This is a genomic window from Paucimonas lemoignei (assembly GCF_004342585.1).
GTDB lineage: Bacteria > Pseudomonadota > Gammaproteobacteria > Burkholderiales > Burkholderiaceae_D > Paucimonas > Paucimonas lemoignei.
In genome coordinates, this window is sequence record NZ_SLZQ01000011.1 from 97,732 (window position 1) to 119,872 (window position 22,141).

At 59.0% G+C, this 22,141-nt stretch carries 18 protein-coding genes; 7 read left to right on the plus strand and 11 right to left on the minus strand.

Annotated features, from left to right (window positions below):
- Window positions 1–6: 6 nt before the first annotated feature.
- The gene (locus tag EDC30_RS15450) at window positions 7–2,430 is read left to right on the plus strand and encodes a bifunctional diguanylate cyclase/phosphodiesterase (RefSeq protein WP_132259751.1); all 2,424 of its coding nucleotides are present in this window, start codon (window positions 7–9) and stop codon (window positions 2,428–2,430) included.
- Between the two features lie 15 nt (window positions 2,431–2,445).
- Here EDC30_RS15450 and EDC30_RS19925 read toward each other — a convergent pair whose 3' ends face one another.
- The 5 genes from EDC30_RS19925 to EDC30_RS15475 all read right to left on the minus strand — a co-directional run bounded on the left by EDC30_RS19925 (window position 2,446) and on the right by EDC30_RS15475 (window position 6,588).
- Complete coding sequence (locus EDC30_RS19925) at window positions 2,446–3,984, minus strand: methyl-accepting chemotaxis protein (protein WP_279389766.1); 1,539 nt, start codon at window positions 3,982–3,984, stop codon at window positions 2,446–2,448.
- A 199-nt stretch (window positions 3,985–4,183) separates the two neighbouring features.
- On the minus strand, window positions 4,184–4,711 hold the full coding sequence (locus EDC30_RS15460; RefSeq protein WP_132259753.1) for a DUF421 domain-containing protein: 528 nt from the start codon (window positions 4,709–4,711) through the stop codon (window positions 4,184–4,186).
- 9 nt (window positions 4,712–4,720) lie between these two features.
- Window positions 4,721–5,221, minus strand: coding sequence for a hypothetical protein (locus EDC30_RS15465; RefSeq protein WP_132259754.1), 501 nt, complete (start codon window positions 5,219–5,221; stop codon window positions 4,721–4,723).
- Between the two features lie 121 nt (window positions 5,222–5,342).
- Window positions 5,343–6,239 carry an alpha/beta hydrolase gene (locus EDC30_RS15470; protein ID WP_132259755.1) on the minus strand — a complete coding sequence of 299 codons (897 nt, stop codon included), beginning with the start codon at window positions 6,237–6,239 and terminating at the stop codon, window positions 5,343–5,345.
- 136 nt (window positions 6,240–6,375) lie between these two features.
- Window positions 6,376–6,588 (minus strand): hypothetical protein, encoded by a 213-nt coding sequence (locus EDC30_RS15475; RefSeq protein ID WP_132259756.1) that lies wholly within the window; start codon window positions 6,586–6,588, stop codon window positions 6,376–6,378.
- A 249-nt stretch (window positions 6,589–6,837) separates the two neighbouring features.
- Between EDC30_RS15475 and EDC30_RS15480 the strand changes: the two genes are divergently transcribed.
- Both EDC30_RS15480 and EDC30_RS15485 read left to right on the plus strand, forming a co-directional pair.
- Window positions 6,838–8,943: a sensor domain-containing diguanylate cyclase gene (locus EDC30_RS15480; RefSeq protein WP_132259757.1), complete on the plus strand. Its 2,106-nt coding sequence runs from the start codon at window positions 6,838–6,840 to the stop codon at window positions 8,941–8,943.
- Window positions 8,944–9,010: 67 nt separating this feature from the next.
- Complete coding sequence (locus EDC30_RS15485; RefSeq protein WP_132259758.1) at window positions 9,011–10,234, plus strand: sensor domain-containing phosphodiesterase; 1,224 nt, start codon at window positions 9,011–9,013, stop codon at window positions 10,232–10,234.
- A 13-nt stretch (window positions 10,235–10,247) separates the two neighbouring features.
- On the opposite strand, the gene EDC30_RS15490 is transcribed toward EDC30_RS15485, so the two are convergent.
- From EDC30_RS15490 to EDC30_RS15515, 6 genes are read right to left on the minus strand one after another with little or no spacing between them, the layout of a single operon-like run.
- Window positions 10,248–12,149 carry a hybrid sensor histidine kinase/response regulator gene (locus EDC30_RS15490; RefSeq protein WP_132259759.1) on the minus strand — a complete coding sequence of 634 codons (1,902 nt, stop codon included), beginning with the start codon at window positions 12,147–12,149 and terminating at the stop codon, window positions 10,248–10,250.
- Window positions 12,150–12,162: 13 nt separating this feature from the next.
- Window positions 12,163–13,983, minus strand: coding sequence for an ATP-binding protein (locus EDC30_RS15495; protein WP_132259760.1), 1,821 nt, complete (start codon window positions 13,981–13,983; stop codon window positions 12,163–12,165).
- 5 nt (window positions 13,984–13,988) lie between these two features.
- Entirely contained in the window at window positions 13,989–15,011 is a 1,023-nt protein-coding gene (locus tag EDC30_RS15500; RefSeq protein WP_132259761.1) for an ATP-binding SpoIIE family protein phosphatase, read from the minus strand.
- Window positions 15,008–15,439 carry an anti-sigma regulatory factor gene (locus EDC30_RS15505; RefSeq protein ID WP_132259762.1) on the minus strand — a complete coding sequence of 144 codons (432 nt, stop codon included), beginning with the start codon at window positions 15,437–15,439 and terminating at the stop codon, window positions 15,008–15,010. The genes EDC30_RS15500 and EDC30_RS15505 overlap by 4 nt, the downstream gene beginning before the upstream one ends.
- Window positions 15,440–15,452: 13 nt before the next feature.
- Window positions 15,453–15,815, minus strand: coding sequence for an STAS domain-containing protein (locus tag EDC30_RS15510; RefSeq protein WP_132259763.1), 363 nt, complete (start codon window positions 15,813–15,815; stop codon window positions 15,453–15,455).
- A gap of 8 nt (window positions 15,816–15,823) precedes the next feature.
- On the minus strand, window positions 15,824–16,684 hold the full coding sequence (locus EDC30_RS15515) for an STAS domain-containing protein (protein ID WP_132259764.1): 861 nt from the start codon (window positions 16,682–16,684) through the stop codon (window positions 15,824–15,826).
- Between the two features lie 320 nt (window positions 16,685–17,004).
- Between EDC30_RS15515 and EDC30_RS15520 the strand changes: the two genes are divergently transcribed.
- The 4 genes from EDC30_RS15520 to EDC30_RS15535 all read left to right on the plus strand — a co-directional run bounded on the left by EDC30_RS15520 (window position 17,005) and on the right by EDC30_RS15535 (window position 21,951).
- The gene (locus tag EDC30_RS15520) at window positions 17,005–18,165 is read left to right on the plus strand and encodes a zinc-ribbon domain-containing protein (RefSeq protein ID WP_165973847.1); all 1,161 of its coding nucleotides are present in this window, start codon (window positions 17,005–17,007) and stop codon (window positions 18,163–18,165) included.
- A gap of 67 nt (window positions 18,166–18,232) precedes the next feature.
- Window positions 18,233–19,378 carry a hypothetical protein gene (locus tag EDC30_RS15525; protein ID WP_132259766.1) on the plus strand — a complete coding sequence of 382 codons (1,146 nt, stop codon included), beginning with the start codon at window positions 18,233–18,235 and terminating at the stop codon, window positions 19,376–19,378.
- An 18-nt stretch (window positions 19,379–19,396) separates the two neighbouring features.
- Window positions 19,397–20,476: a zinc ribbon domain-containing protein gene (locus EDC30_RS15530; RefSeq protein WP_132259767.1), complete on the plus strand. Its 1,080-nt coding sequence runs from the start codon at window positions 19,397–19,399 to the stop codon at window positions 20,474–20,476.
- A 1,073-nt stretch (window positions 20,477–21,549) separates the two neighbouring features.
- Window positions 21,550–21,951 carry a hypothetical protein gene (locus EDC30_RS15535; protein WP_132259768.1) on the plus strand — a complete coding sequence of 134 codons (402 nt, stop codon included), beginning with the start codon at window positions 21,550–21,552 and terminating at the stop codon, window positions 21,949–21,951.
- The last annotated feature ends 190 nt before the right edge of the window (window positions 21,952–22,141 follow it).

A 22,141-nucleotide genomic window follows, 5' to 3' on the forward strand; every position in this document is an offset into this window, starting at 1 on the left:
GCATAGATGAAAACACGTATTGGCAAACTATCGCTGCGTACGCGCTTACTCTTGATCATTCTGCTGGCGTCACTGCCGGCGGCAGGGTTTTTTGCACTCGAAAGTTCCAGGCAATATAAGCGGGCTTATCACGATGCAGGGGCGACCCTGATGGCGATTGCCAGACTGGCTGCCAGCAACCAGACCCAGGTAATACAGGGCGTCAAGGACACGTTGCTTGCCATCAGCGAACAAACTTTCGTGCGGCGCCAGGATCGCGCTTCCTGCCGCTCCTATCTCACGCGCCTGAAAGACCGCTATCCCGCGTATAACAATTTTGTTCTGATCGAATCCAATGGCGATGTCGTGTGTTCCGGCACGCCGCCACCCCAACCGGTCAATGTCAGCGATCGGTCTTACTTCCAGACGTTAGTGCAGGAAAAACGTTTCGTCAGCGGCGGCTATCTGGCCCATCGCTTTACTGGCGCGCCGCTTGCGACATTCGCCTTACCTTTGATGGAAGACGGCAAGCTGGTCGGCGCCATTGCCACGGCCTTGCGCATGGAAGCATTCAGTTCGCTGGCGCATGATGTTCCCTTGCCGGCCGGCGCGTCGTTTTTGATCAGCGATGCGTATGGCAATGTCCTGGCGCGCCAGCCGGCTCTTCCTGAGATCATCGGTAAATCTTTGCCGGATGCGGGCATGCGCGAAGGCCTCGGCGTGCGCTCGCCACAGTTTCTGGAAGCGCAGGGCATGGATGGCGTGCACCGCTTGTATGCCGTTGTTCCCAGCCTGTATGACGGCAAGCCGGCGTTTTATATCTTTGTCGGCATCGACCAGGCCAAGCTGGCCAATACCGCCAAGTTATCGCTGAAGAAAAATCTTGCCGTGCTGAGCATGATCGTCTTGCTGTCGATTGCCGGCACGTGGTTCCTGAGCCGGCGCTTCCTGATTTCTCCGATGCGGCGGGTAATCCGGGCGGCCAAGGATGTGCGCGCCGGTAACCTGAAGACCAGGACCGGGATCGATCACGATACCGGCGAGATCGGCGAGCTGGCCATGCATTTCGATGCCATGACGCACGCGCTGGAAGAGCGCGAGCAGGCGAGCCAGGCGGCGCAGCAATATATCGAATATCTGGCGCAGCACGACCCGCTGACCAACCTGCCCAACCGCCGGCTGCTGGATATCTGCCTGGCGCAGTTGATCGAACAGATGACCACGGAAGGCAAGCCGTTGATCGTGCTGTTTTTGAACCTGGACCGCTTCCGGCTCATCAACGATTCGATGGGGCAAGTGGTGGGCGACCAGTTGCTGCAAACCGTGGCAAAGCGCCTGGAATTCGGCGTCCCGGTCGATGCCTCTGTGGCGCATCTGGGTAGCGATGAATTCGTCTGCGTCGTACCCGGCGTGGGCCGCAAGGAGCTTAGCAGCGTGGCCAGGGCATTGGTGTCGCGGGTGACCGAGCCGTTTTTCATCAATGGCGAGCGCATCGAGATCGGCACGACAGTAGGCGCTGCCATTTTTCCGGAGCATAGCGACGATGGCACGGCGCTGGTGCGGCATGCCGAAGTCGCCATGCATGAAGCCAAGGAAAGCCGGATGCCGATCCGCGTGTTTTCGCCGCACCTGGGCGCGGCGGCCGGCCGGCGGCGCGTGCTGGAAACCGACTTGCGGCGGGCACTCGCCAATCACGAATTCCTGCTGGCGTATCAGCCCAAGGTCGATGCCGGCAGTCGACGCATCGTCGGCGCCGAAGCCCTGATCCGCTGGCAGCATCCGGAAAAGGGCTTGCTGTCTCCCGCCGGCTATATTCATCTGGCCGAGGAGATCCAGCTGATCGTGCCGCTGGGCGAATGGGCCTTGCGCGCCGCCTGTTTTCAGAACAAGCTCTGGCAGGATGCCGGGCTGCCGCCGATCCAGGTTGCCGTGAATGTATCGGCGCATCAGTTCAAGCGCGAGGATTTCGTCGAAACGGTGCAGCGCGCGCTTGATGACAGCGGCCTGGAGGCGCGTTACCTGGAGCTGGAAATTACCGAGGGAGCCTTACTGCAGGGTAGTCATGACGTGCTGCATGCCTTGCGCGGCATGGGTATCGTGCTGGCCATCGACGACTTCGGCACGGGTTATTCCAACCTGAGTTATCTGAAGGATCTGCCGGTCGACAAGCTCAAGATCGACCAATCCTTCATCCGCGATATCGTGCGCGACCCCAGCGATGCGGCAGTGGCGCAGGCGATCATCAACGTCGCCAAGAGCTTGCGCATGAAGGTGGTGGCCGAAGGCGTGGAAGACCGCCAGACCTTCGACATCCTCGAAGGCTTGCATTGCGACGAGATCCAGGGGTATTACTGCGGCAGGCCGCAACTGCCCGATGAATTCATCCAGCTGCTGCGGCAAGGCTTCGCCATGCCGGAGGAGGATATTCACATCATCCGGGCGAAAGAGTAAGCGCGTTTCTTACGACTACGCCGTCGTGCCATCCAGCTTGAACACGCTTGCCACCTTGGCCAGCCGGTCCGCTTGTTCCCGCATCGCTGCCGAGGCTGCTGCCGCTTCTTCGACCAGGGCGGCGTTTTGCTGGGTGGTCTGGTCCATCTGCGTGATCGCCTGGTTGATTTGCTCGATTCCGCTTGACTGTTCGTGGCTGGCGGCGACGATTTCCGCCATGATGTCGGTGACGCGTTTGACGCTATTTACGATCTCTTCCATGGTCATGCCCGCCTGGTCGACGAGCTTGCTGCCGGCATTGACCTGCGTGACCGAGTCATCGATCAGTGACTTGATTTCCTTGGCGGCGCCGGCGGAACGCTGCGCCAGCGCGCGGACTTCCGCCGCGACGACCGCAAAGCCGCGTCCCTGTTCGCCGGCGCGGGCCGCTTCCACTGCGGCGTTGAGCGCCAGGATATTGGTTTGAAAGGCGATGCTGTCGATGACGGTAATGATGTCGGCAATCCGGCCCGAACAGTCATTGATCGCCGCCATGGTCTGCACCACGCTGGAGACGACCTGGCCACCTTTGGTGGCGACGTCGGTGGCGGTATGGGCCAGCGTGTCGGCCTGGCGCGCATTGTCGGCATTCTGCCTGACGGTCGAGGTCAATTCTTCCATCGAGGCCGCAGTCTGTTCCAGCGCGCTGGCCTGCTGCTCGGTGCGCGCCGAGAGATCGAGATTGCCGGCTGCGACCTGGGACGAAGCCGTTGCGATGGCTGCCGAGCCGGAGCGCATTTCCAGAACGGTTTGCCGCAGGCTCTGCGTCATGGCATGCAGGGCCGTGAGCAGCTCACCCGTTTCATCCTTCGACCTGACCTGGATGTTCAGGTTGAGGTCGCCGGTGGCCACCGTGTTTGCCAGCGCGACCGCTTCCTTTAGCGGCCGCGTAATGCTGCGCGCGATCCGCCAGGCCAGCACGGCGCCGATCAGCAAGGCCGCGAGGGTGATGGCGGCAATGAGCGTGCGGCTGGTGTTATAGACGGCATCGATGCGCTCGTGGGCATCCTCGAAAAGCTTTTTCTGATATTCCAGGACGGACCTGACGGCATCGACATAGGCATCCATGGCAGACATCAGCCGGGCATCGGTCATTTGCCGGGCTTCGGCTTCCATGCCCCTGGATTTCATTTGCAGGATTTGCTTGCGCAGGTCGATGTAGGCGGCTCGCTTTTCCGCAACGGTGGAAATCAGCGCCTTGCCGCGCTCCGAGGCGATCAGGTTTTCCAGTTCTTTCTGAATGGTGCTGACCTGTGCGGATTGCGCGGCCATTTGTTTTTCCAGCAGCTTCTGGTCTTCAGGATCGTTGCTTCTGACGAGAGCAAAGGTGCGCGTGGCATTGATCGCAGTTCCCCGCAACCATTCTTGCGCCAGTGTCGCCTTGTGTTCGGCTTCGAACATCGCTGTCTTGGCGTCGTCGATATGTTGAAGTTGCCATAGGTTGGTCACGCTCATCACCACCATCAGCAACAGCAGTACAGCGAAACCCAGGCCAAGCCGAAAACCGATTTTCATGTTTACCATGCTTCGTCTACATTTCAAGAAAAATTGACATAAGGAAACATTTTACGAAGGCCCTTGCCGAATGTAGATGCCAATGCGTTAACGTTAAATAGAAAATAGGGCTGACCGATGTGCTTCTACAACATCCTGCCTGCAGAGTAATGGCAAATCGATATCGGTTTCCACTGCAATTGACGCAATGGAAACCGATCTAAGGTTCGCTGTGGCCATCCTGCCTTTGCTGCAGGCGCCGCAGCGCGGCTTCGATGCGCTGGTCCAGCATCTTTTCGATGTCGGGCTCGGCCGGCACGATGGAAATCCCGCCGGTCACTTCCAGCACCGCATATTTGATCTGTTCCATGTTTTCCAGGCCCTGGGAAAGGCGCGCCGCGGCCATGATGTCGGAACGCGTGACGTTTGTTTTTTTTAAGACGTCTTCCAGCACCTGGCCCTGGTTCACCAGCACCACCGGCACGCCCTCGGTGATTCTTTCGATCGTGCGTGAACGGGTCTTGATGGCGGAAAGGCCAAGGTCGATGGTGACGAAGGTGAGGATGACGGTCATGGCCATCACGACGGAGCGGTCTTCATCGACCAGCGCATTCTGGGTCGCTTCGCTGAGGATCAGCAGCAGGATGAAGTCGAACGTGGTCAGTTCGCTGAGCGTGCGTTTGCCGGTGAGGCGAAACAGCACGAGCAGGAAGACATAGATTGCCGCGGTACGCAGGATGATTTCCATGGCATGACGTCAGGGATAGACAAATTGAGTGAAGGTCACGGGCGCGTCGCCATCCATGGCGACGGTGCCGCGCAAGGAGCCGATCTGCTGCGGCTCGAAATGAAAGTGCAGTTCGGCCGGTACATTTGCCCGCGTATTGAATTCAAATGTTAGTACGCCATCTTCGGCGATGGTGCGGTCCGGCGGCGGCGTGATGCTGGTGAATTCGAGCGCCTCGATATAAGCATTGCTGAAGCTGATCCGGGTCTTGCCTGCGCGCGGCTGGATGGACAGGCGGATGGTGTCGGAGGAATGGTTGCGCAGGAAGCGCTGGTACTGGAGCTGCAACTTGCCGTCGGAGGCGCTGATGCGCGTGTCGCTCAATGGACCGCCGCGCCCGAGCAGGCCGAGCGCCACCGCCGCCAGGATGAGCAGAAATGCGATCCAGGCAGCACGCTGGATGAGCCATTCACGCTTTTGCTGGCGGTGATCTTCATCCAGCTCGAATCCGGGATGATTGGTTTGTTCCATAGCCGACCGTCGTTACCGACATGACTCTCATGAAGCCAAAGGTAACGCAGTCGGCTATGGCAGGCAGTGTCCGGTATCAATGAAGAGGTGGATGCCGGCGTCGGCGCAGTTAGGCGCCGAACTAAGTGCCGAACAGGTCGGCAAAGGCTTGGCGATATTCGGCGTGGCCCAGACGCATGCTGTTGTTGTGCGTGCCGCCCGGCACGACGATCAGCTTCTTCTTGCCGGGCGCCGCCGCGTACAGTTTTTCCGACAAATGCGATGGAATGAAGTGGTCGGCATCGCCGTGCACGATCAGCACCGGCACGTTGACGCGCCGGATCTTGGCGGCGGAATCGAACCTTTGCGACATCAGCAATTGCACGGGCAGCCACGGGTAGGAGAGGGCGCGCGCCACATCCGGCAAGGAAGAAAACGAGGATTCGACGATCAGGCCGCCTGCCGCCGATTCTTCGCTCGCTTGCGCCAGGCGGGATGCCAGGTCGATCGCCACCGCGCCACCGAGCGAATGACCGTAGATGAAGCGCTTGCCGGCATCGGGCTGCAGGCGCGACAGATACTCCCACGCCACGCGCGCATCTTCATACACGGTCTTTTCAGAAGGGTAATCGCCATCGCTCTTGCCAAAGCCGCGGTAATCGATGGCCAGCACGGAAAAGCCGAAATCGCGCAACTGCTCGATGCGGAAAAGATGACCGGTCAGGTTCCAGCGGGCGCCATGCAGGTACAGCACCGCCGGCGCATCTTTCTGCCGCGCCGGCCACCACCAGGTATGGATATGCTCGGTCCGGCCCTTGGCCTGCACCGGCAGGTTGGACTCGACCAGGCCATGCGGCAAGCCGTTGTACCAGCTGGCGGTGCCGGGCTCGACGCGGAACGTGAGTTCGCGTTCCTTTTGCCCGAGCTGTCCGCAGCCGACGGCGGCGACGACGGAGATCAGGGTGGACGAAACGGCAAGCGTGCGGGTACGTCCGCGCACACGGTCGGCGAGCGCGGAAAACAGGGACTTCAGGGGCATTCTTTGCAAAGCGTGTTATCGATTAAGCGGCGCGCCTATCCATGCGCCGGCAAGTAGGCAAGAATATTTTTAGATATGGCACGCTGGAAAATGTTCCTGAAGCTTAACTCATCATCAAGGATCGTGTGGCGCTGGTTTACTGCTTTCCCGATTCATTCTCAGGTTTTTGATTTTGCATCGAAGCATTATTGTTGGTCGCCGGCGTGTTGGCGCCATCGTTGTAATTCGCGCCACTGCCGGCTTCATTGGCATTTTCCTTTTTCACCTGTGGCTGGGTTTGCGCATTGTTGTTGGTATTGGCGCTATTGGCGCCATCGTTGTAGTTGGATCCTTGTTGTGACTGACTCATGACTGGCTCCTGTCGATGAAAGAATGGGGAGAATGCGCAGGCCATGCAAGCGGCTTGGGTGTATGGCTCCGAGCCGCCGTGACGACGTTGCGCATGTCGTATCAGTTTGGTCATTCGGATCGTGTCTTCGTTCCATTTGCGGGTGGCGGGGAATCGGTCACGGTACGGGATTTCTGCTTGTGGAACGATTAAAGCTGACTATCGGTCAACTTGATTGCCCAGTGCTGTTTTGCCAGGTGCGCCAAATTCGTGAAGAAATTTTTATTCGGTAGGCTAGCCATCCGCTTTGCCATGATCTTTTTGCTGGCATTGTTGCCCGCGCTCGGCCTGGCAATATTTAATTCTCACGTTCAATACGAAAACCAGAAAGCGCACTCACGCGAATCGGCGCTTCGCGTCGTCCGTTTATTGAAAGGCGCGCATACCCAGATCATCGATGATGCCAAGTCGCTGGTGAAATCGATGGCGCAATTTCCGCCATTTCGCGATCAGGCGGCGCAACGCTGCAATTTTTTGCGCAAGAGTTTTCCCCAGATGTTCCAGCGGTTTTCGGATATTGCGCTAGCGGCGCCCGATGGGAACATTCTTTGTTCCACCGGTAATATCGATCGCGTCGCCATGCTCGGCAGCACACCGTTTTTTTCCGAGCTGCTGACCCGGCGCGATGTCGGCACGGGAGCGTACCGCTTCGATCCCATGCTGGCGTCGCCGTATGTGCTGATCGGCGCACCGGTCCTCAGCCGGGAAAACGACGTCGATGCCATCCTGCTTGCGACGCTGGATTTTTCCGCCTTTGAAGCGCTGCAGCTGACCGCCCAGCTTTCCTCTGATTCGGTGATTTTTGTGTTCGATTCCAGCGGCCTGTTTTTGGCGCGCTATCCCGACCCGGAAGGATGGGAAGGCACCAACCGCATTACCAAAGCGGCGATTTTTCACGCCGTGCAAAGCAGCCTGGCCGACGAAGGGACGCTGGACTTGCTGGGGGCGGATGGCGTGCCGCGCCTGTTTGCCTACACCAAGCTGCGCAAGGCGCCGGGCCAGACGGTGTATCTCGCCACCGGGGTGCCGGTTGCCCTGGCCTATGCCAATGCGCGTCAAGATATCGTAGCGGATCTGATTACCTACGGCGGCTTGCTGCTGCTGGTGCTGTTGATCGCCTGGGCGGCGGTGCAGGCCCTGGTGTCAAGAAAACTGCGCAGGCTGGTGCAGAGCGCGGGCCGCTTGCAGGCCGGCGAGCTTGGCGCCCGCACCGGCATGCAGGGGGCTGGCGATGAAATCGGCAAGCTTGCCGCCGCGTTCGATGCCATGGCCGACTCGATGGAGTCACGCATCCTGGAGTTGCAGCGTCACGGCAATGAGATGCGCGACCTGAAGGAGATGAGCGATGCCATGCAGGTGTGCGCCACGCAGGATGAAGTCCTGGCAATCGTCAGGCAATTCGCCTTGCGCCTGTTTCCCGATCAGCCCGGCGCGCTGTATCTGACGCATGCGAGCGGCGACTTTTTTGAATTGCGAACGCACTGGCACGAGCCGGTGGTGAATAGCGAATTTCTGCCGCAGGATTGCTGGGCGGCGCGGCGCGGAAAAGTGTATCGGGTGGATGCGGCCAGCAACCAGCCGCGCTGCCACCATGTCCATACGCCGCCGCCGATCAACTACATGTGCGTGCCGCTCATGGCGCAGGGCGAAATGCTCGGCATACTGCATCTCGAGAATGACCAGGCTGCCCGGCTGGCGGATGAGCAGCCGGTGGCGATGGCGTTTGCTGAACATACGGCATTGACGCTGGCGAACCTGCGCTTGCGCGACAAGCTGCATGTCCAGGCCATGCGCGACGGCTTGACCGGCCTGCTGAACCGCCGTTTCATGGAAGAGTCGCTGTTGCGCGAGACGCGGCACGCCCGCCGCAACCATAGCCAGATCGCAATCATCATGATCGATATCGATCACTTCAAGCGTTTCAACGATACCTTCGGCCATGCCGCCGGCGATGCCTTGCTGCGCGCCATCGGCAAGATGCTGCAGGAAGCCATGCGCGGCAGCGATCTGGCATGCCGCTATGGCGGTGAAGAATTCACCGTGATTTTGCCGGGCACCCCGCTGCAGGCGGCCGCGACGATTGCGGAAAAGCTGCGCGAAAGCACGCAATCGATGGAAGTGGCCATGGAAGGGCAGGCACTGGGGAAAATCACCATTTCGCTGGGCGTGGCGTGCTTTCCCGAGCATGGCGATACCTATGAGGCGGTCTTGCATGCCGCCGACCTGGCCTTGATGCATGCAAAGCAGACCCGCAACCGGGTCGTGAAATATGCGCAGGACGAGCTCGAAATCCGCAGGCAAACGCAGCGCAGGTAATGGCGGGCCAACGGAACCTTTAGACAACTTCTTGCTCTGAAATGTGTGTCTTATCACATTCGAACCTATGGCATTTTCCGATCTGCTGCTTGGCAGTGTCGCGGTACGCGGCAAAACGACCAGCCACTCGCTGAATGAACTATTGCGGGCAATTCGCCAGCATCTCGGCATGGATGTGGCGTTCATTTCGCAGTTCACCGGTGGTCAACGCATCTTCCGTGAAGTCGACCCATCCAGTCCGCATAACCCGGTGCAGCCTGGCGCCGGCGATCCCCTTGAAGAATCCTTTTGCCTGCGCGTGGTGGATGGCCGCTTGCCGGAATTGATGCACGATGCGCGCAAGCACCCGGTCGCTGCGGCATTGCCGGTAACCGAAGCCGTGCCGGTCGGGGCGCACATGAGCGTCCCCATCAAGCTCGATGATGGCAGCGTGTACGGCACATTCTGCTGCTTCAGCCATGCCGCCGACCTGACGCTGGACGAGCGCGATCTGGCGATGATGCGCGTGTTTGCCGATGTGGCGGCCCATCTCATCAGCGCCGAACAGCGCGCAGCGGCCTCCCGCTCGGAGCAGGAAAGCCGCATCCGCCATGCCTTGGCGAGCGACTGGCATACCGTGTTGTATCAGCCGATTTTCGATACCCAGGTCAATGGCGTGGTTGGCTTCGAAGCGCTCTCGCGCTTTCATCTCGACCCGTATCAGCCGCCGGACCACTGGTTTCAGAAAGCGTATGAAGTCGGCCTCGGCAATGCGCTGGAAGCCAGGGCGATCCACAAGGCGCTGGAAGGACTGGAAAGCCTGCCGGACAATGCTTTTGTGTCGGTCAACATGTCGCCCGAACATATCCTCTCCGGCGCGATGGACGAGCTTTTCCAGGATCATGCGCTCGAACGTGTAGTCCTGGAAATCACCGAGCATGCGGAGGTGGACCACTATGGCGATCTGATGCGCATGATTAAGCCATTCCGCGAGCGCGGCATGCAATTGGCGGTGGATGATGCGGGTGCCGGCTATGCGAGCTTTCGCCACATCCTCAACCTGGAGCCGGACCGCATCAAGCTGGACATGAGCTTGACCCGCCATATCGACACGGATAAATCGCGCCGCGCGCTGACCGCAGCCTTCGCGAAATTCGCCAGCGAAACCGATATCAGCCTTGTGGCTGAAGGGGTGGAGACGCCTTCCGAAGTCGCGACACTGTCCGACCTGGGCGTCTTCAAGCTGCAGGGGTATTACATTGCCCGCCCGCTCAAGCTCGACGCGGCGGCATCTTTCCAGCCGCTCAGGTAGTCATCCGGGGCAGTCACTTTTCCTCGTGCGCCGACGCCAGGCCGAGCGACTTCAGCGCATCGAGGTTGATGGGCTTGATCAGGTGCTGATTGAATCCGGCATCGGCGGCGCGCTGCTTGTCATGCACCTGCCCATAGCCGCTCAGCGCGACCAGGTATACCGAGCGCAACGCGGGGTTGGTCTTGATGGCATTCGCCACGTCATAGCCGCTCATCCCGGGCAGGCCGATATCCAGAATGGCGATGTCCGGATGAATCTTCTTGGCCAGTTCGATGGCCGACGGTCCGTCGTTGGCGACGGTGCATTGATGACCATCGCTGCGAATCAAAGCGGACAGCGTATTGGCGGCATCCACATTGTCGTCGACGACAAGGACGTTGCGCACCTGACTGCGTGATACATCCTGGTTGCTCTTTTTAGCCTCGGGCTCCGCTTCCGCAGGCAGAATCGTCGGCAGGGTGACGGTAAAGCGGCTGCCCTGCCCGATCCCCTTGCTGTCGACTTCAACCGTGCCGCCATGCAGCTCGACCAGCTTGCGCACGAGCGACAGGCCGATCCCGAGCCCATCCTGCGCGCGGTCAGGCGCATGTCCCGCCTGCGCGAACAAGTCAAAGATATGCTGCATGCGCTGCGGGTCGACGCCGATGCCGTCATCGGTCACGCTCAACACCAGCTTACCGGCGGAATGCACGGCGCTCAGCACAATGTGGCCGCCGGCGGGCGTAAATTTGGCGGCATTGGTCAAGAGGTTGGCGATCACTTGCGACAGGCGCACGGCATCGCCCTGGACCCACACATTTTCCGTCGGGAGTTGGGCGTCGAATTCATGTCGGCGCGCTTCGATTATCGGTCCGGCCGTTTCGATGGCCGGCTTGACGAATTCCTTCAGTTCGACCGGCGCCTGGCGCAAGGTCACTTTGCCATGCGTGATGCGCGACACGTCCAGCAAATCGTCGACCAGGCGCACCAGGTGATTGGTCTGGCGCAGAATGACTTCGCGCGCGCGTTGTTCCGAAGTTGATGCCTGCGGCGAAATGATCGCCATGAGTTCGACGGCATTGCGGATCGGCGCCAGCGGATTGCGCAATTCGTGCGCCAGGGTGGCGAGGAACTCATCCTTCTTGCGGTCCGCCTGCTGCAGCCGTTCTTCGGCATCCTTGCTGGTGGTGATGTCTTGCGAGATGCGAGCAACCCGGACTTCGTTGGGATCATCGTCGCGCACCGGAAAGCCGCGGTCGCGTATCCAGGTGATCTGGCCATCGGGCCGCACGAGCCGGTATTCTTCTTCAAACATACCCGACTCGCAAAAGCGCGAAAACGCCGTCGCCACGCGGATGCGGTCGTCCGGATGAATGGGTTCGAGCCAGTCCAGCGGCTGTTCCGCCAGGCGGCTCTTGTCGCGCTGCCACAGCCTCTCGTAGGCGGGACTGATGTACAGCAGCTGCTGGTCCTTGCAGTCGAACATCCAGAATACATCCGAAACGTTCTCGGCGATCTGGCGAAAGCGTCGCTCGCTTTCGCGCAACTGCGATTCGGCGCGCCCGAGGCGCAACAGCGCCTTGACGTTTGCCACCAGCTCTTCAGGGTCGACTGGTTCGACCAGGTAATTGTCGGCGCCGCCTTCCAGCGCGCGCACCTTGTCCAGGCTGCCGACAAAGGACGCCGAGGTCTGCAGGATGAGAATCTGTTCGGTGATCGGGTTTTGCTTGATCTGCTTGCAAACGTCAAAGCCGTTAATGTCCGGCAGCTTCACATCCAGCAGGATCAAGTCGGGCTGCTCGCTTTGCGCCTTGGCGATGGCTTCCCCGCCGCTGCATGCTTCGATGATTTCGAAACCGGCACGTTGAAGAATACGCGTCTTGGCGTATCGTGCGGCGTCGCTGTCATCAACGTTCAAAATACGTATCGTGCTCATGCCATCTCCGGCTTCAATGAATCTTATTCGAGATTGGCATATTACCGCCCAATCCGTCTTGATCCTTGATTTCAAATAGGGACGCCTTGCTTACGCACCTTCGCAATCCTTCCAGTAACTCCCTGCGCAATAAAGGCTTGATGAAGTAAGCGTCGGCGCCGAGCGCCAGGCCTTTGCCCTTGTCATCGATATCGGTCGCCACCAGGATGGGAATGTGGCTACGGGCGGAGTCGGCCTTGACGCGCGCCAGCCATTGCCAACTCTCGACGCGATTGAGCATGATATCGAGCACGATGGCCTTCGGTTCGACCTTGCGCCATAGCTCGTCGGCTTCCTGGGTGGAGCGCGCAACCATCGGAACGTAGGGGCTGCCATCCAGGTATTTTTTATAAAGCTGCACGGTTTCCTGCTGATCCTCGATGAGCAGGATCGGCACGCCCGTTCCCGGCAACGCGGCGTCATCCTGCGACGGCAAGACCACCGGCGCACCATGGCTCGGCAGGGTGACCGGCAGGGTGACCGTGAATGTCGAGCCGACGCCCAATGTGCTTTCCAGATGAATCGATCCGCCCAGATGCGCCGCGAGCTGGCGGCACAGCGGCAAGCCGAGCCCGGTGCCCTTGAATTTTTTTTGCGCGGGATTCGGCACCTGCGTGAATTCCTCGAAAATGAGTTGCTGGTGTTCCGGCGCGATCCCCATGCCGGTGTCTTTCACGGACAAGGCGATCATGGTCTGGCAAGCAGATAACGCAGCCGACACGCGCACTTCGCCGCGCTCGGTGAATTTCAGCGCATTCGAAATGAAGTTGCGCAGAATTTGCGAAACCTTGCCTTCGTCGCTGGTCATGACCAAGTCATGCGGCACCGGATCGAATTCCAGCTTGATGGAGGGCGTCACCAGGAGCGGACGCAGCATGCCGCGCAGCGCGCTGAACAACTCGCTGAGGCTGAATGGCGCCGGATGCAATTCGATTTTGCCTGCCTCGATTTTTGCCAGGTCCAGCAAGTCGTTGACCAGTTCGGACAGCGCTTCGGCATTCTTTAGAATGAAATTGACCTGCTTTTCCTGTTCCGAATTCAAGTCGCCATCGATCCGCTCGATCAGCAGCTTGGCAATGGCGCGGATGGAGCTGAGCGGCGTGCGGAATTCATGGCTCATGTTCGACAGGAAGCGGGTTTTCATTTCATCCGCCCGCCGCAAGTGATCTGCCTTTTCATCCAGCTCGGCATAGAGCGCGACCACGCCGCGGTTGGTATCTTCCAGCTCCTGCGTCAGGCGCACCAGCTCTTCCTGGCGCGCCTTGAGTTCATCGAGCGTGGCTAGCAATTCGCGATTCTGCAAATGGACTTCATCCAGAGTGGCGCCATGTTGCGGCGTTTGCAGCTTGGCGACGAGGTCGCCGAGCCGGGCTGCGGTGACGAGGCCTGCTTCCCTGGGCAGCAGTTTTTTCAGGACGATGGTCGTGCCTTTTCCGGCATCGCTGTTGATGCTGAACTGGTCCATCAGGCGGCGCGCGCCGACGATTCCCAATCCCATGCCGTTGGGGGACTTGTATTGGCCGGACAGGACATCGGCCAGATTGGCGATGCCCGGGCCGCTGTCCCGGATCGTGATAATCAAGAGTTGCGGCACGGTTTCACCTTCGATGGCGAATTCGACCCGGCCCGAACTGGCATATTCAATGACGTTGCGCGCCAGCTCGGAAACGGCGGTGGCGATGCGGGTCTGGTCCTGGGCGACAAAACCCAGGAGCTTGGCAATGGCCCTGGCGCGCTGCCGGCAAACGACAACGTCTTCTTCAGCAGAGATGACAGTGTTTAAGATGCGCTGCATGTCGCCTACCTTGAATAACGCATGACCAACACGGTGACGTCGTCGCGGCGACGCCAGTAATCACGGTACAGAACCGCGGCGATGATGGCCGGGTCCGCCACCAGCAATCCGGGATATCCATCCACCGACCATTGGGTGGAAAGACCGTCCGAATGCATGATCAGCAAGTCGTGGTCTTGCCACGCCACGCTGAATTCCTGCGTCTTGCGCATGTTGCCGCCGACGATGCCGTTATGGGACATCAGCTGCTTGCGGCCTTGCGCCTGCAGCACCATGGTCGCGATATTGCCGACCCCGGCAAAATGGAACGTCGACGTGGCGTATGCCAGGCGGCCGGCGGCAACTGCCGCGCCACGAGTGCCGCGCAGGGCGCCATGCGTGGCTTCAAGCAGTTGCGCGGGCGAATACTGCGAGTGCGTTGCAAGCATTGCGACTGCCGGCTCTGACGCTGCCGCTGCCAGCGGACCGTGTCCCAGGCCATCCGCGACCATGACGCTGCACCCCGCCTTGTCCGCCGCGACGGCCCAGGCGTCACCACAGGCTTCTTCGCCGGGCATGGGAATGCATACTACGCCGATATCCACCGGCGCGCCGGCTGCGGCATGATTTGCCGGCCACAGGCGCATGCAGATGACCGTGCCCTTGTTCGGCGCGGTAAAGATGTCGAAAGTCGACGCGATCCTTTGCATCGCGCCCAGGCCGGTTCCCGAAGTGCCGGCCGTGGAAACGCCATCGGCCATGCTCTGGTGGAGGCTGGCGATGCCCGGACCTTTGTCGATGACCAGGATTTCGATGCCGGATGCGCCGAGCGACTGCATGCCGCGGGATAAATCGCGCATGAGGATTTCGCCGCCATTGGCATGCTTCAAAAGATTCGTCGCCGCTTCCGTCACCAGCAATGCAGCCTTGCCGATATACGTCTCGTCGAAACCGATTTTGTGAGCCAGGTCGGATGCTGCCCTTCGCGCCGTGGCGATCTGGCTCGGATCGTCGACGCGCAAACTGATTTGTCTACCCGTCCCGGTCATCGCAGCTTCCACTTTGCTACGGAAACTGTCGTGCCTTTTCCAACCGTGGAGTCGATTTCGAATTCATCGCACAAGCGTTTTGCGCCGCTCAGGCCCAAGCCGAGGCCGCCGCCGGTGGTGTAACCGTCGGTCATGGCCTTCTTGATATCAGGTATGCCAGGTCCGTTATCGATGAAAGTCAGTTTGATACCGTGGCGCACGCCATCGGAGAGGTGCTGGAGCAGCACTTCTCCGCCACCGCCGTAGCGAACCGTGTTGCGTCCCAGTTCGCTGGCGGCAGTGATGAACTTGGTCTGATCCACGAGGCTGAAACCGATGGCCACTGTCGCATCGCGCAGCGCCTGGCGCAGGCGCACGATGTCATCATCCGCTTTCAACGGAAGCGTCTTTGTCTGATCGGCCGACGCAGCGTTAACCGATAATGTCATGAGATGTGTCTCTTTATAGGTGATGCTGCGTGCTGTCGAGCAAAGCCATGCCCCGCTCGACATTCAGTGCCGTCCGCACACCCGTCAATGCCAGTCCCAGCTCCACCAGCGTGATGGCTACTGCCGGCTGCATGCCGACGACCACCGTCTGGGCATCGAGCACGCGCGCCATGGCGGCGGTATTGCTGATCATGCGGCCGATGAAGGAATCGACGATATCGAGTGTGGAGATGTCGATGAGCACGCCCTTGGCGCGATCCTTGACGATGCGTTCGGTCAGCTCGTCCTGCAGTGTCATTGCCAGGCGGTCGTGCATATCGACCTGGATGGTGACGAGCAGGAATTTGCCCATCCTTAAAATTGGAATGCGTTCCATACCGCCTCTTATAGCGTCAGTTCGGCTTGCGTGACGGTCGAGCCGGTGCGCTTCAGGGCGACCATGAAGGCGTCGGCGAGCGTGGCCTTGGTGATGACGTCATCGAGCGCCACGCCGAGATGCACGATGGTCTGCGCGATTTGCGGGCGGATGCCGCTGATGATGCAGTCGGCGCCCATCAGGCGGGCCGCGGCGACGGTTTTCAGCAAGTGCTGGGCAACCAGCGTATCCACCGTGGGAACGCCGGTGATGTCGATGATGGCGATGGAGGCGCCGGTGTCGATAATCTTTTGCAGCAGGCTTTCCATCACCACTTGCGTGCGGGCGCTGTCGAGCGTGCCGATCAAGGGCAGCGCCAATACATCTTTCCAGAGCTGGACCACGGGCGTCGACAGTTCCAGCAATTCCTGCTGCTGGCGGAGGATGATCTGTTCGCGGCTTTTCTGGAAAACCTCGACGGTAAACAGGCCCAGTTGGTCGAACAGGGTGCTGACTGCCCATGTCTCTTCAGCCAGGGTGGCCGCGTCGGCAGCGAATTCCTTGCGCAAAAGCGCAAACAAAGGCTGTTTCAACGAGAATACAAAATTGGCCGTTTCGATCGGCGTGAAACCCTGGCGCACGCGAGCGTCGGAAATTTCAGTCAGTAACTGGCGGACTTCCAGGAAAGCGGGGGAGTTGACGTCGCCGCTTTCTCCGCATGCTTTTGCCAGGAACGTCAGGAATTGCGCAGCCTGGCGCTTGATGTCTTCATCCGAAATGTTGGCTCGTCTGCCCAAACCTCCCAATATGCCTTCAGTCCAGTTCTTGAGCAGGTCGTCGTGATTGGCAGAGATAAGCTGTGACAGCTTGGAGAAGGAAAGTAAAGCCATATCGAATCCTAAAAATTAAATAAAGCGCGGGAAAAGAAGTGCGACAGCTTATTTAATTGACAAATGGCAACGTTGATTTATATCAATCTATTGCCAGTTGCACTGAAATGGCTAGGATTTACATCGATTTAACATTATTTAATGACTTAAGATTGCTATAAATCAAATAACAATTTATTTTTTGATAAAATTGCTTATTAACAATCTATTCGCAATGTAGGCAAGCTGCGCATTGATCTCCAGGGGCCCGTACCGTCGCATGTAATGCGTGCAAGGGGATGTGCCTACTTCACTTGGACGCTGGTCAGTGGCGCTTGCACATGACTCTCAAGGAAAAGGTGCCGCAATTGATCTGTCCCTCCTGTCAGGCAGAAAACAAGGAACATGCCAAATTCTGCGCCAAGTGCGCAACGCCGCTTGCATCGCTCGGCGCTGCGGCGCCGAAGGCAGACAGCGCCGGCCAGGCGGCCACATGCGTGCAGTGCCATGCTCAAATCAGGCCGCAAGCGAAATTCTGTCCAGGTTGCGGCAGCCCGCAACAGCCGCGTTCACAGGCCGCGCAGCCTGCCGAGATACCAGTCGAACCGCCGGCCGAACTGCAAGCCGAGATGCCGGTGCAGATGCCGGTCGAGGCGGCGCCCCCGGCTCAGGCCGAACCTGTGGTCCAGGTCCGGGCAAGCAGTGCTCCCGTTGTCGCTGAAACCGTAGCTTCGTCCCAGAGTGAAGAGATTGCGCCGGCAAGCCGCATTGTCGACGAACCGAAGACTGCGCCGCAGCCTCCCGCGATAGCGGAATCGGCGCAGCCGCAATCGCCGGACAGCGAAGTCCAGGATCCGCAGCCTGGGCGCTCGCGTAAATGGATACCGGCAGTCGCCGCCGTAGCGGCGATTGTCGTCGCAGGCGCGGCCTTCCTGTACATGAAACAGTCCGGCTCGCAGCCCGCTGCGGCTAGTGCATCGCCGGCCACGCCTGCTCAAGCCGCCGACTCGACGTCAGCTTCGAGCGGGACGGTCATGCCCGTTGCCGCGCCGGCTGCCACGCCACCGGAGAATGCGACGCCACAGGCTCCGGAACCGGCCAGCCCGTCAGCCGAAGCGCAAAGCACCGTCGTCGACACCACGACGGCTACGACACAGCAAAGCCAGCCGCGCGCAGCCGAGCCTGTCGTGCGCGAGCCGGCCCAGACGACGGCAAGTCAGACTCGCAAGGAAACCGCCGCAGCTAGCGACAAACGCCAGAAGGAACGCAAGGAGGCAGCATCCGGCAAACCAGCGGCCAAGCCGGTTGCGGCAACGACAGCAACCCGCGAGCCAGCCAGCGCTGCACCCGTTCCGCAGGAAGCGCCGAAGCCGGCGGGCGTGACCAGTGACGTTCAGGCGTGCAAGAACGAATCCAATATCTTCAAGCGTGAAGCCTGCATGTTCCGCGTCTGTGCAAACCGTTGGGGGCGGGATGGGTGCCCTTCTTACGATAACAATTAATCAGCGCCTTACCCATGCCCGGCGACTGGGCATGGCTACAACAAAACGATAACAACCAGGGATTACTATGACCGATACAACAATGGACCAAGTCCACAAAAAAACAGTGGTTGCCTCCGCTGGAAGCTTGCTGAGCGCTTTGGATGCGATCAGAAACTTCCGTGCCTTGCTGCTCTTGGGCCTGACCTTCCTCGTCGCCGGCGCCGTCGGCGCGCTATTTGTCATGATCGGCGCAAAAGCCGGCAGCGGCCTGCTTTCTTCGTTTGGCGTGCTGCTTGCCTGGCTCGTGCTCTTCTATGGCAGCAGCGCAGTCGGCATCATGCTGATGCGCCAAGTGCAGGGCTATGAAAAAATGTCCTTGATGGATGCCGTGCTGCTGTCCCTGTTTACCAGCCATCGCCTGCTGGCTGTCGTTCTTCTCGAAGGACTGATATTCATCGCAGCCCTGATCGTCCTGGCGATCGTTTTTTTCATCTGTAAGATTCCGGGAATCGGCCCCTTCCTGTACACCTTCGTCTTTCCCTTGTCGGCCATCTTGATGGGCGTGCTGACATTTGCCCTGGTGTGGATCATGCTGCCGCTGGCCGGCCCCGCGGTATGGGCAGGGCATAGCGTGTTTCAAGTCATCGCCCGTCTGACCGCGCTGGCACGCCAAAAACTGGTGCTGGTCGTGATGCTTGAATTCGTGCTGGCCATGATCACCGGCTTCGCCGCATTCATCATCTTCTCCATCGTGACTATCGGCGCCTCGATTTCCAGCGGCCTATCCGCCGGTATCCTGGGTTCCGAAGTGAGCGGCGGGTTTGGTTCCCTGATGGGTGGCTTCGGCGCCCTGGCATATGGCGGTGGCAGCGGCTACCTGACTGCAGCAATGCTGGGTGGCGGCTTGCTGTTTGCCGTCGCCATGGTGATTCCGGGTCTGATCTTCACCATGGGCACCTGCATCATCTTTATCGACACCACCCAGGGCCTGGATGTCTCCGCAACCGAAGCGCAGCTTGGCGACAAGATGGAAGCCATGCGCAAGAAGGCCGAGGAAGCCAGGGAGCGTGCGCGTACTCTCGCCGCTTCGGCTGCGCCGGCACCCGCACCTGTGTCTGTACCTGCGGCTGCGCCAACCGTCTCTGCTGCCGACCACAAGCTTTGCCCAGCCTGCAACGAGGTTGTCCAACCGGACGATGTCTTTTGCGGCAATTGCGCGCACAAACTGTAACCGGAGCAGGAACGGAACATGGCTCGTTTTTGTACTCAGTGCGCACATCCGGCAGCGCCTGACGCACTGTTTTGCGAAGAATGCGGCGCGCCTTTGCGCCGAACTGCTCCAGCCGCGTCCGACGCCGCAACGGAGGCTGCCTCGGTACCTTCGGCAAGCGCGCGGCGAATCAGTAAAAAAGGACTGGTTCTTGCCAGCACTGCTGCCGCCCTCCTGGTCGCAGCGGCGGCAGGCGCGGCCTGGTGGCTGGCGCCGGAAAGCGCAACGGCCAGCACATTTGCGCGTGCAGTCACGGCTTACTATGAGACCAACGCGAAAGCCCGTGACGATTTGCTTTGTGTGAGCAACCTGCCGTATGCGAAGGAGTCCTTGCGTATCGGGCAATATGATCAGCGCACCCGCAACTGGCTTGACGCCCTTGCCAATGCCGGTCTGTATACGGCAACGGTGGAGGAACAGCAAAGCGGCTGGTTCTCGCAAAAACACTACGTCTATGCAGTCACGGAAACCGGTAAGCAGGCGATCAGAAACAACCAGCTTTGCCTGGGCGATGCGCTGGTTGTGCAGTCGGCATCCGGATTTGATCAGGTGCATGAGCACAGCGGAACCAAGTATGCTCAGGCCAATGTGAAACTCGCTCTCAAGGAAGCTGCCTGGCTAGCCAAGGCAGACAAGCGTGAAGACATTCTTCAGCAAGCCGGCAAGGCCAACTTATCGGCTAATGTGCCGGTCATGCTTGCCGACGGAAAGTGGAAGGTTCCCGATGATCCGACGAGAATAGTTCGCCAGATGCGTTTGGCTCAGGCTACAGTTGCCGCATCCAATACGGATAGCGGCGGCTTGCTGGCAGCGGTCAAGGGCATGTTCACGGCCAATCCTGTGATCGGTAAGTGGAGCATCGAGGGAAGCGGTGAGCAGATGGAATTCACCAGCAACGCCTATATCCAGAATGGTGAAACTATTCCGGTTAACTATGTCGTGAACGGCGACGTTGTGCAAGTCAAGCCAACCGGGCATGGCAATGGATTCCAGCTGAAGATGAGTGGGAAAGATGTTGCGGTGATCGAGAATATGGTGAGGCTGGAGCGCGTGAAGTAGTCGCGTTTGGAGGAGTTTAGCTTGGCCTCGGAATTAATAAAGGGCATAGGCAAACTGTATGAAAGCGGTCGCTGCGGCGGCCGTTTTTTTATCTGCGTACGTGGCCACGAGCCAAGGTGTTCTGCCAAAGCGACATCAAGCTGGCGATTAATAAAATGTTGGTTGTATTGTATGCAATTTTTGAGATAAGTTATGCAACTAGCTTGAAGAGACGCATGAAGTTCTTGCTGTTTTGACTGCGATGCTTTTTGTGGTTCGTTAGGATTGCATATACAGAGATTAATACGGGATCTGCGGCGAACGCATTGCTTCTGTAGATTAATTCCGCTAGGTTAGGTGGCAAAGGCCAGATTAGGCGGACAGTCGAATGGGCAAGTCAGCGCTTGTGACGTTTTTTACATTTAATTAGTACTGTATTTTTAATCAGGCCGGCGGCAAGTTTTTGAAAACTAAGGTTTATTGTCGAAATTGTTGCAGGGGTTAGGTGGCAGGCGGGTAGAAAAAACTGACAGCTGATTCCACCTAATTAAAGTTCGACAGATGTTTGGCGGCTGGGCTGAGTGCAGCGATGGCGCGACCTCCGCGAGCCAGCGCGTGAGCCGAAGGCTGCTGACTTGGCGCGCCTCTTCCTTGATTCGGGTTGTGTGCGTGTGTAACTGAAGCGGTCCGTGGCTCGTTGCGACCGCTCGGCCCGATGGTGGTGTTGCGCTGGTCAGACTTGGCGTGCGGCATTCCGATCTGAACGTATTGCGATGGTTCGATGTTCCGTGCAAACTTGGCAAGTCCGTATTCAAGGATGATTTGCGATCAGCGCGAGTTTGGCCAGCCGGTATTCAAGGCGGGCGCGAAGTACGGTGGGTGCTGGGCAAGGTGGCCGGCGACCGCCAGCGCTCCGAACAACGTTTTCACATGCGGCGGTATGCGACGTGCAGCGGCATCAAATCCTCCGTAAGGCACTGAATGGAAAAAAGTCGAACTCGGTATTCAACTCAGACACGCGCCCAAGAGCTTGCCGCTTCGCGGCAAAGGGCGCGCGCTGGTTAACGCGGCGTTAGACCGCATAGGAGAGGGAAATGTCATCCATCGAGAACAACAATGAAGACTGGCGGGAGATCCGGTCGCGCGTAGATTCGATTGCGAATGCAGTCTTCCTCGTGGCCGGAGGGGCACTATCGTTATCTATTTCTGTCATTCTGGACAAAAAGACGGAGCCATTTATTACTCCAAACGTCGCGCGGTTGGCGAGTGAAGCTTGGTACTTCATGCTTGCTTCCGTGATTCTTTTCTTGTTGGTGAAGGCTCATCTGGTGTTTCAAGCTTTTATGCTACAGGTGAAAACCGATTTCGTAAGCCGGAGGCTCGCTTGGTTCAACTCGGTCGGCTGGATATTGGGCGCCATCGGGTTCGGGTGTTTCGCGTGGGGTTTTATTCAAATGGTTCGTGCCGCTGCGATAGCAGTGGGAGTGCGGTTGTGAGCAAGCTCTTGCTGCGTTCTAACTTGTCGCTTAACCCGGAGCCCCAACAAGGGCTTGCCGCTTCGCGGCAACATGTTGGGTCCCGGTTAGCTCGGCGTTAAATGTACTTGGTGAAGAATTGATGGCGATAGCAAATAAGATTTGGAGTGGGTTGAACATAATCTTCTGGGCTTGTGTCGCTGTGGTCACA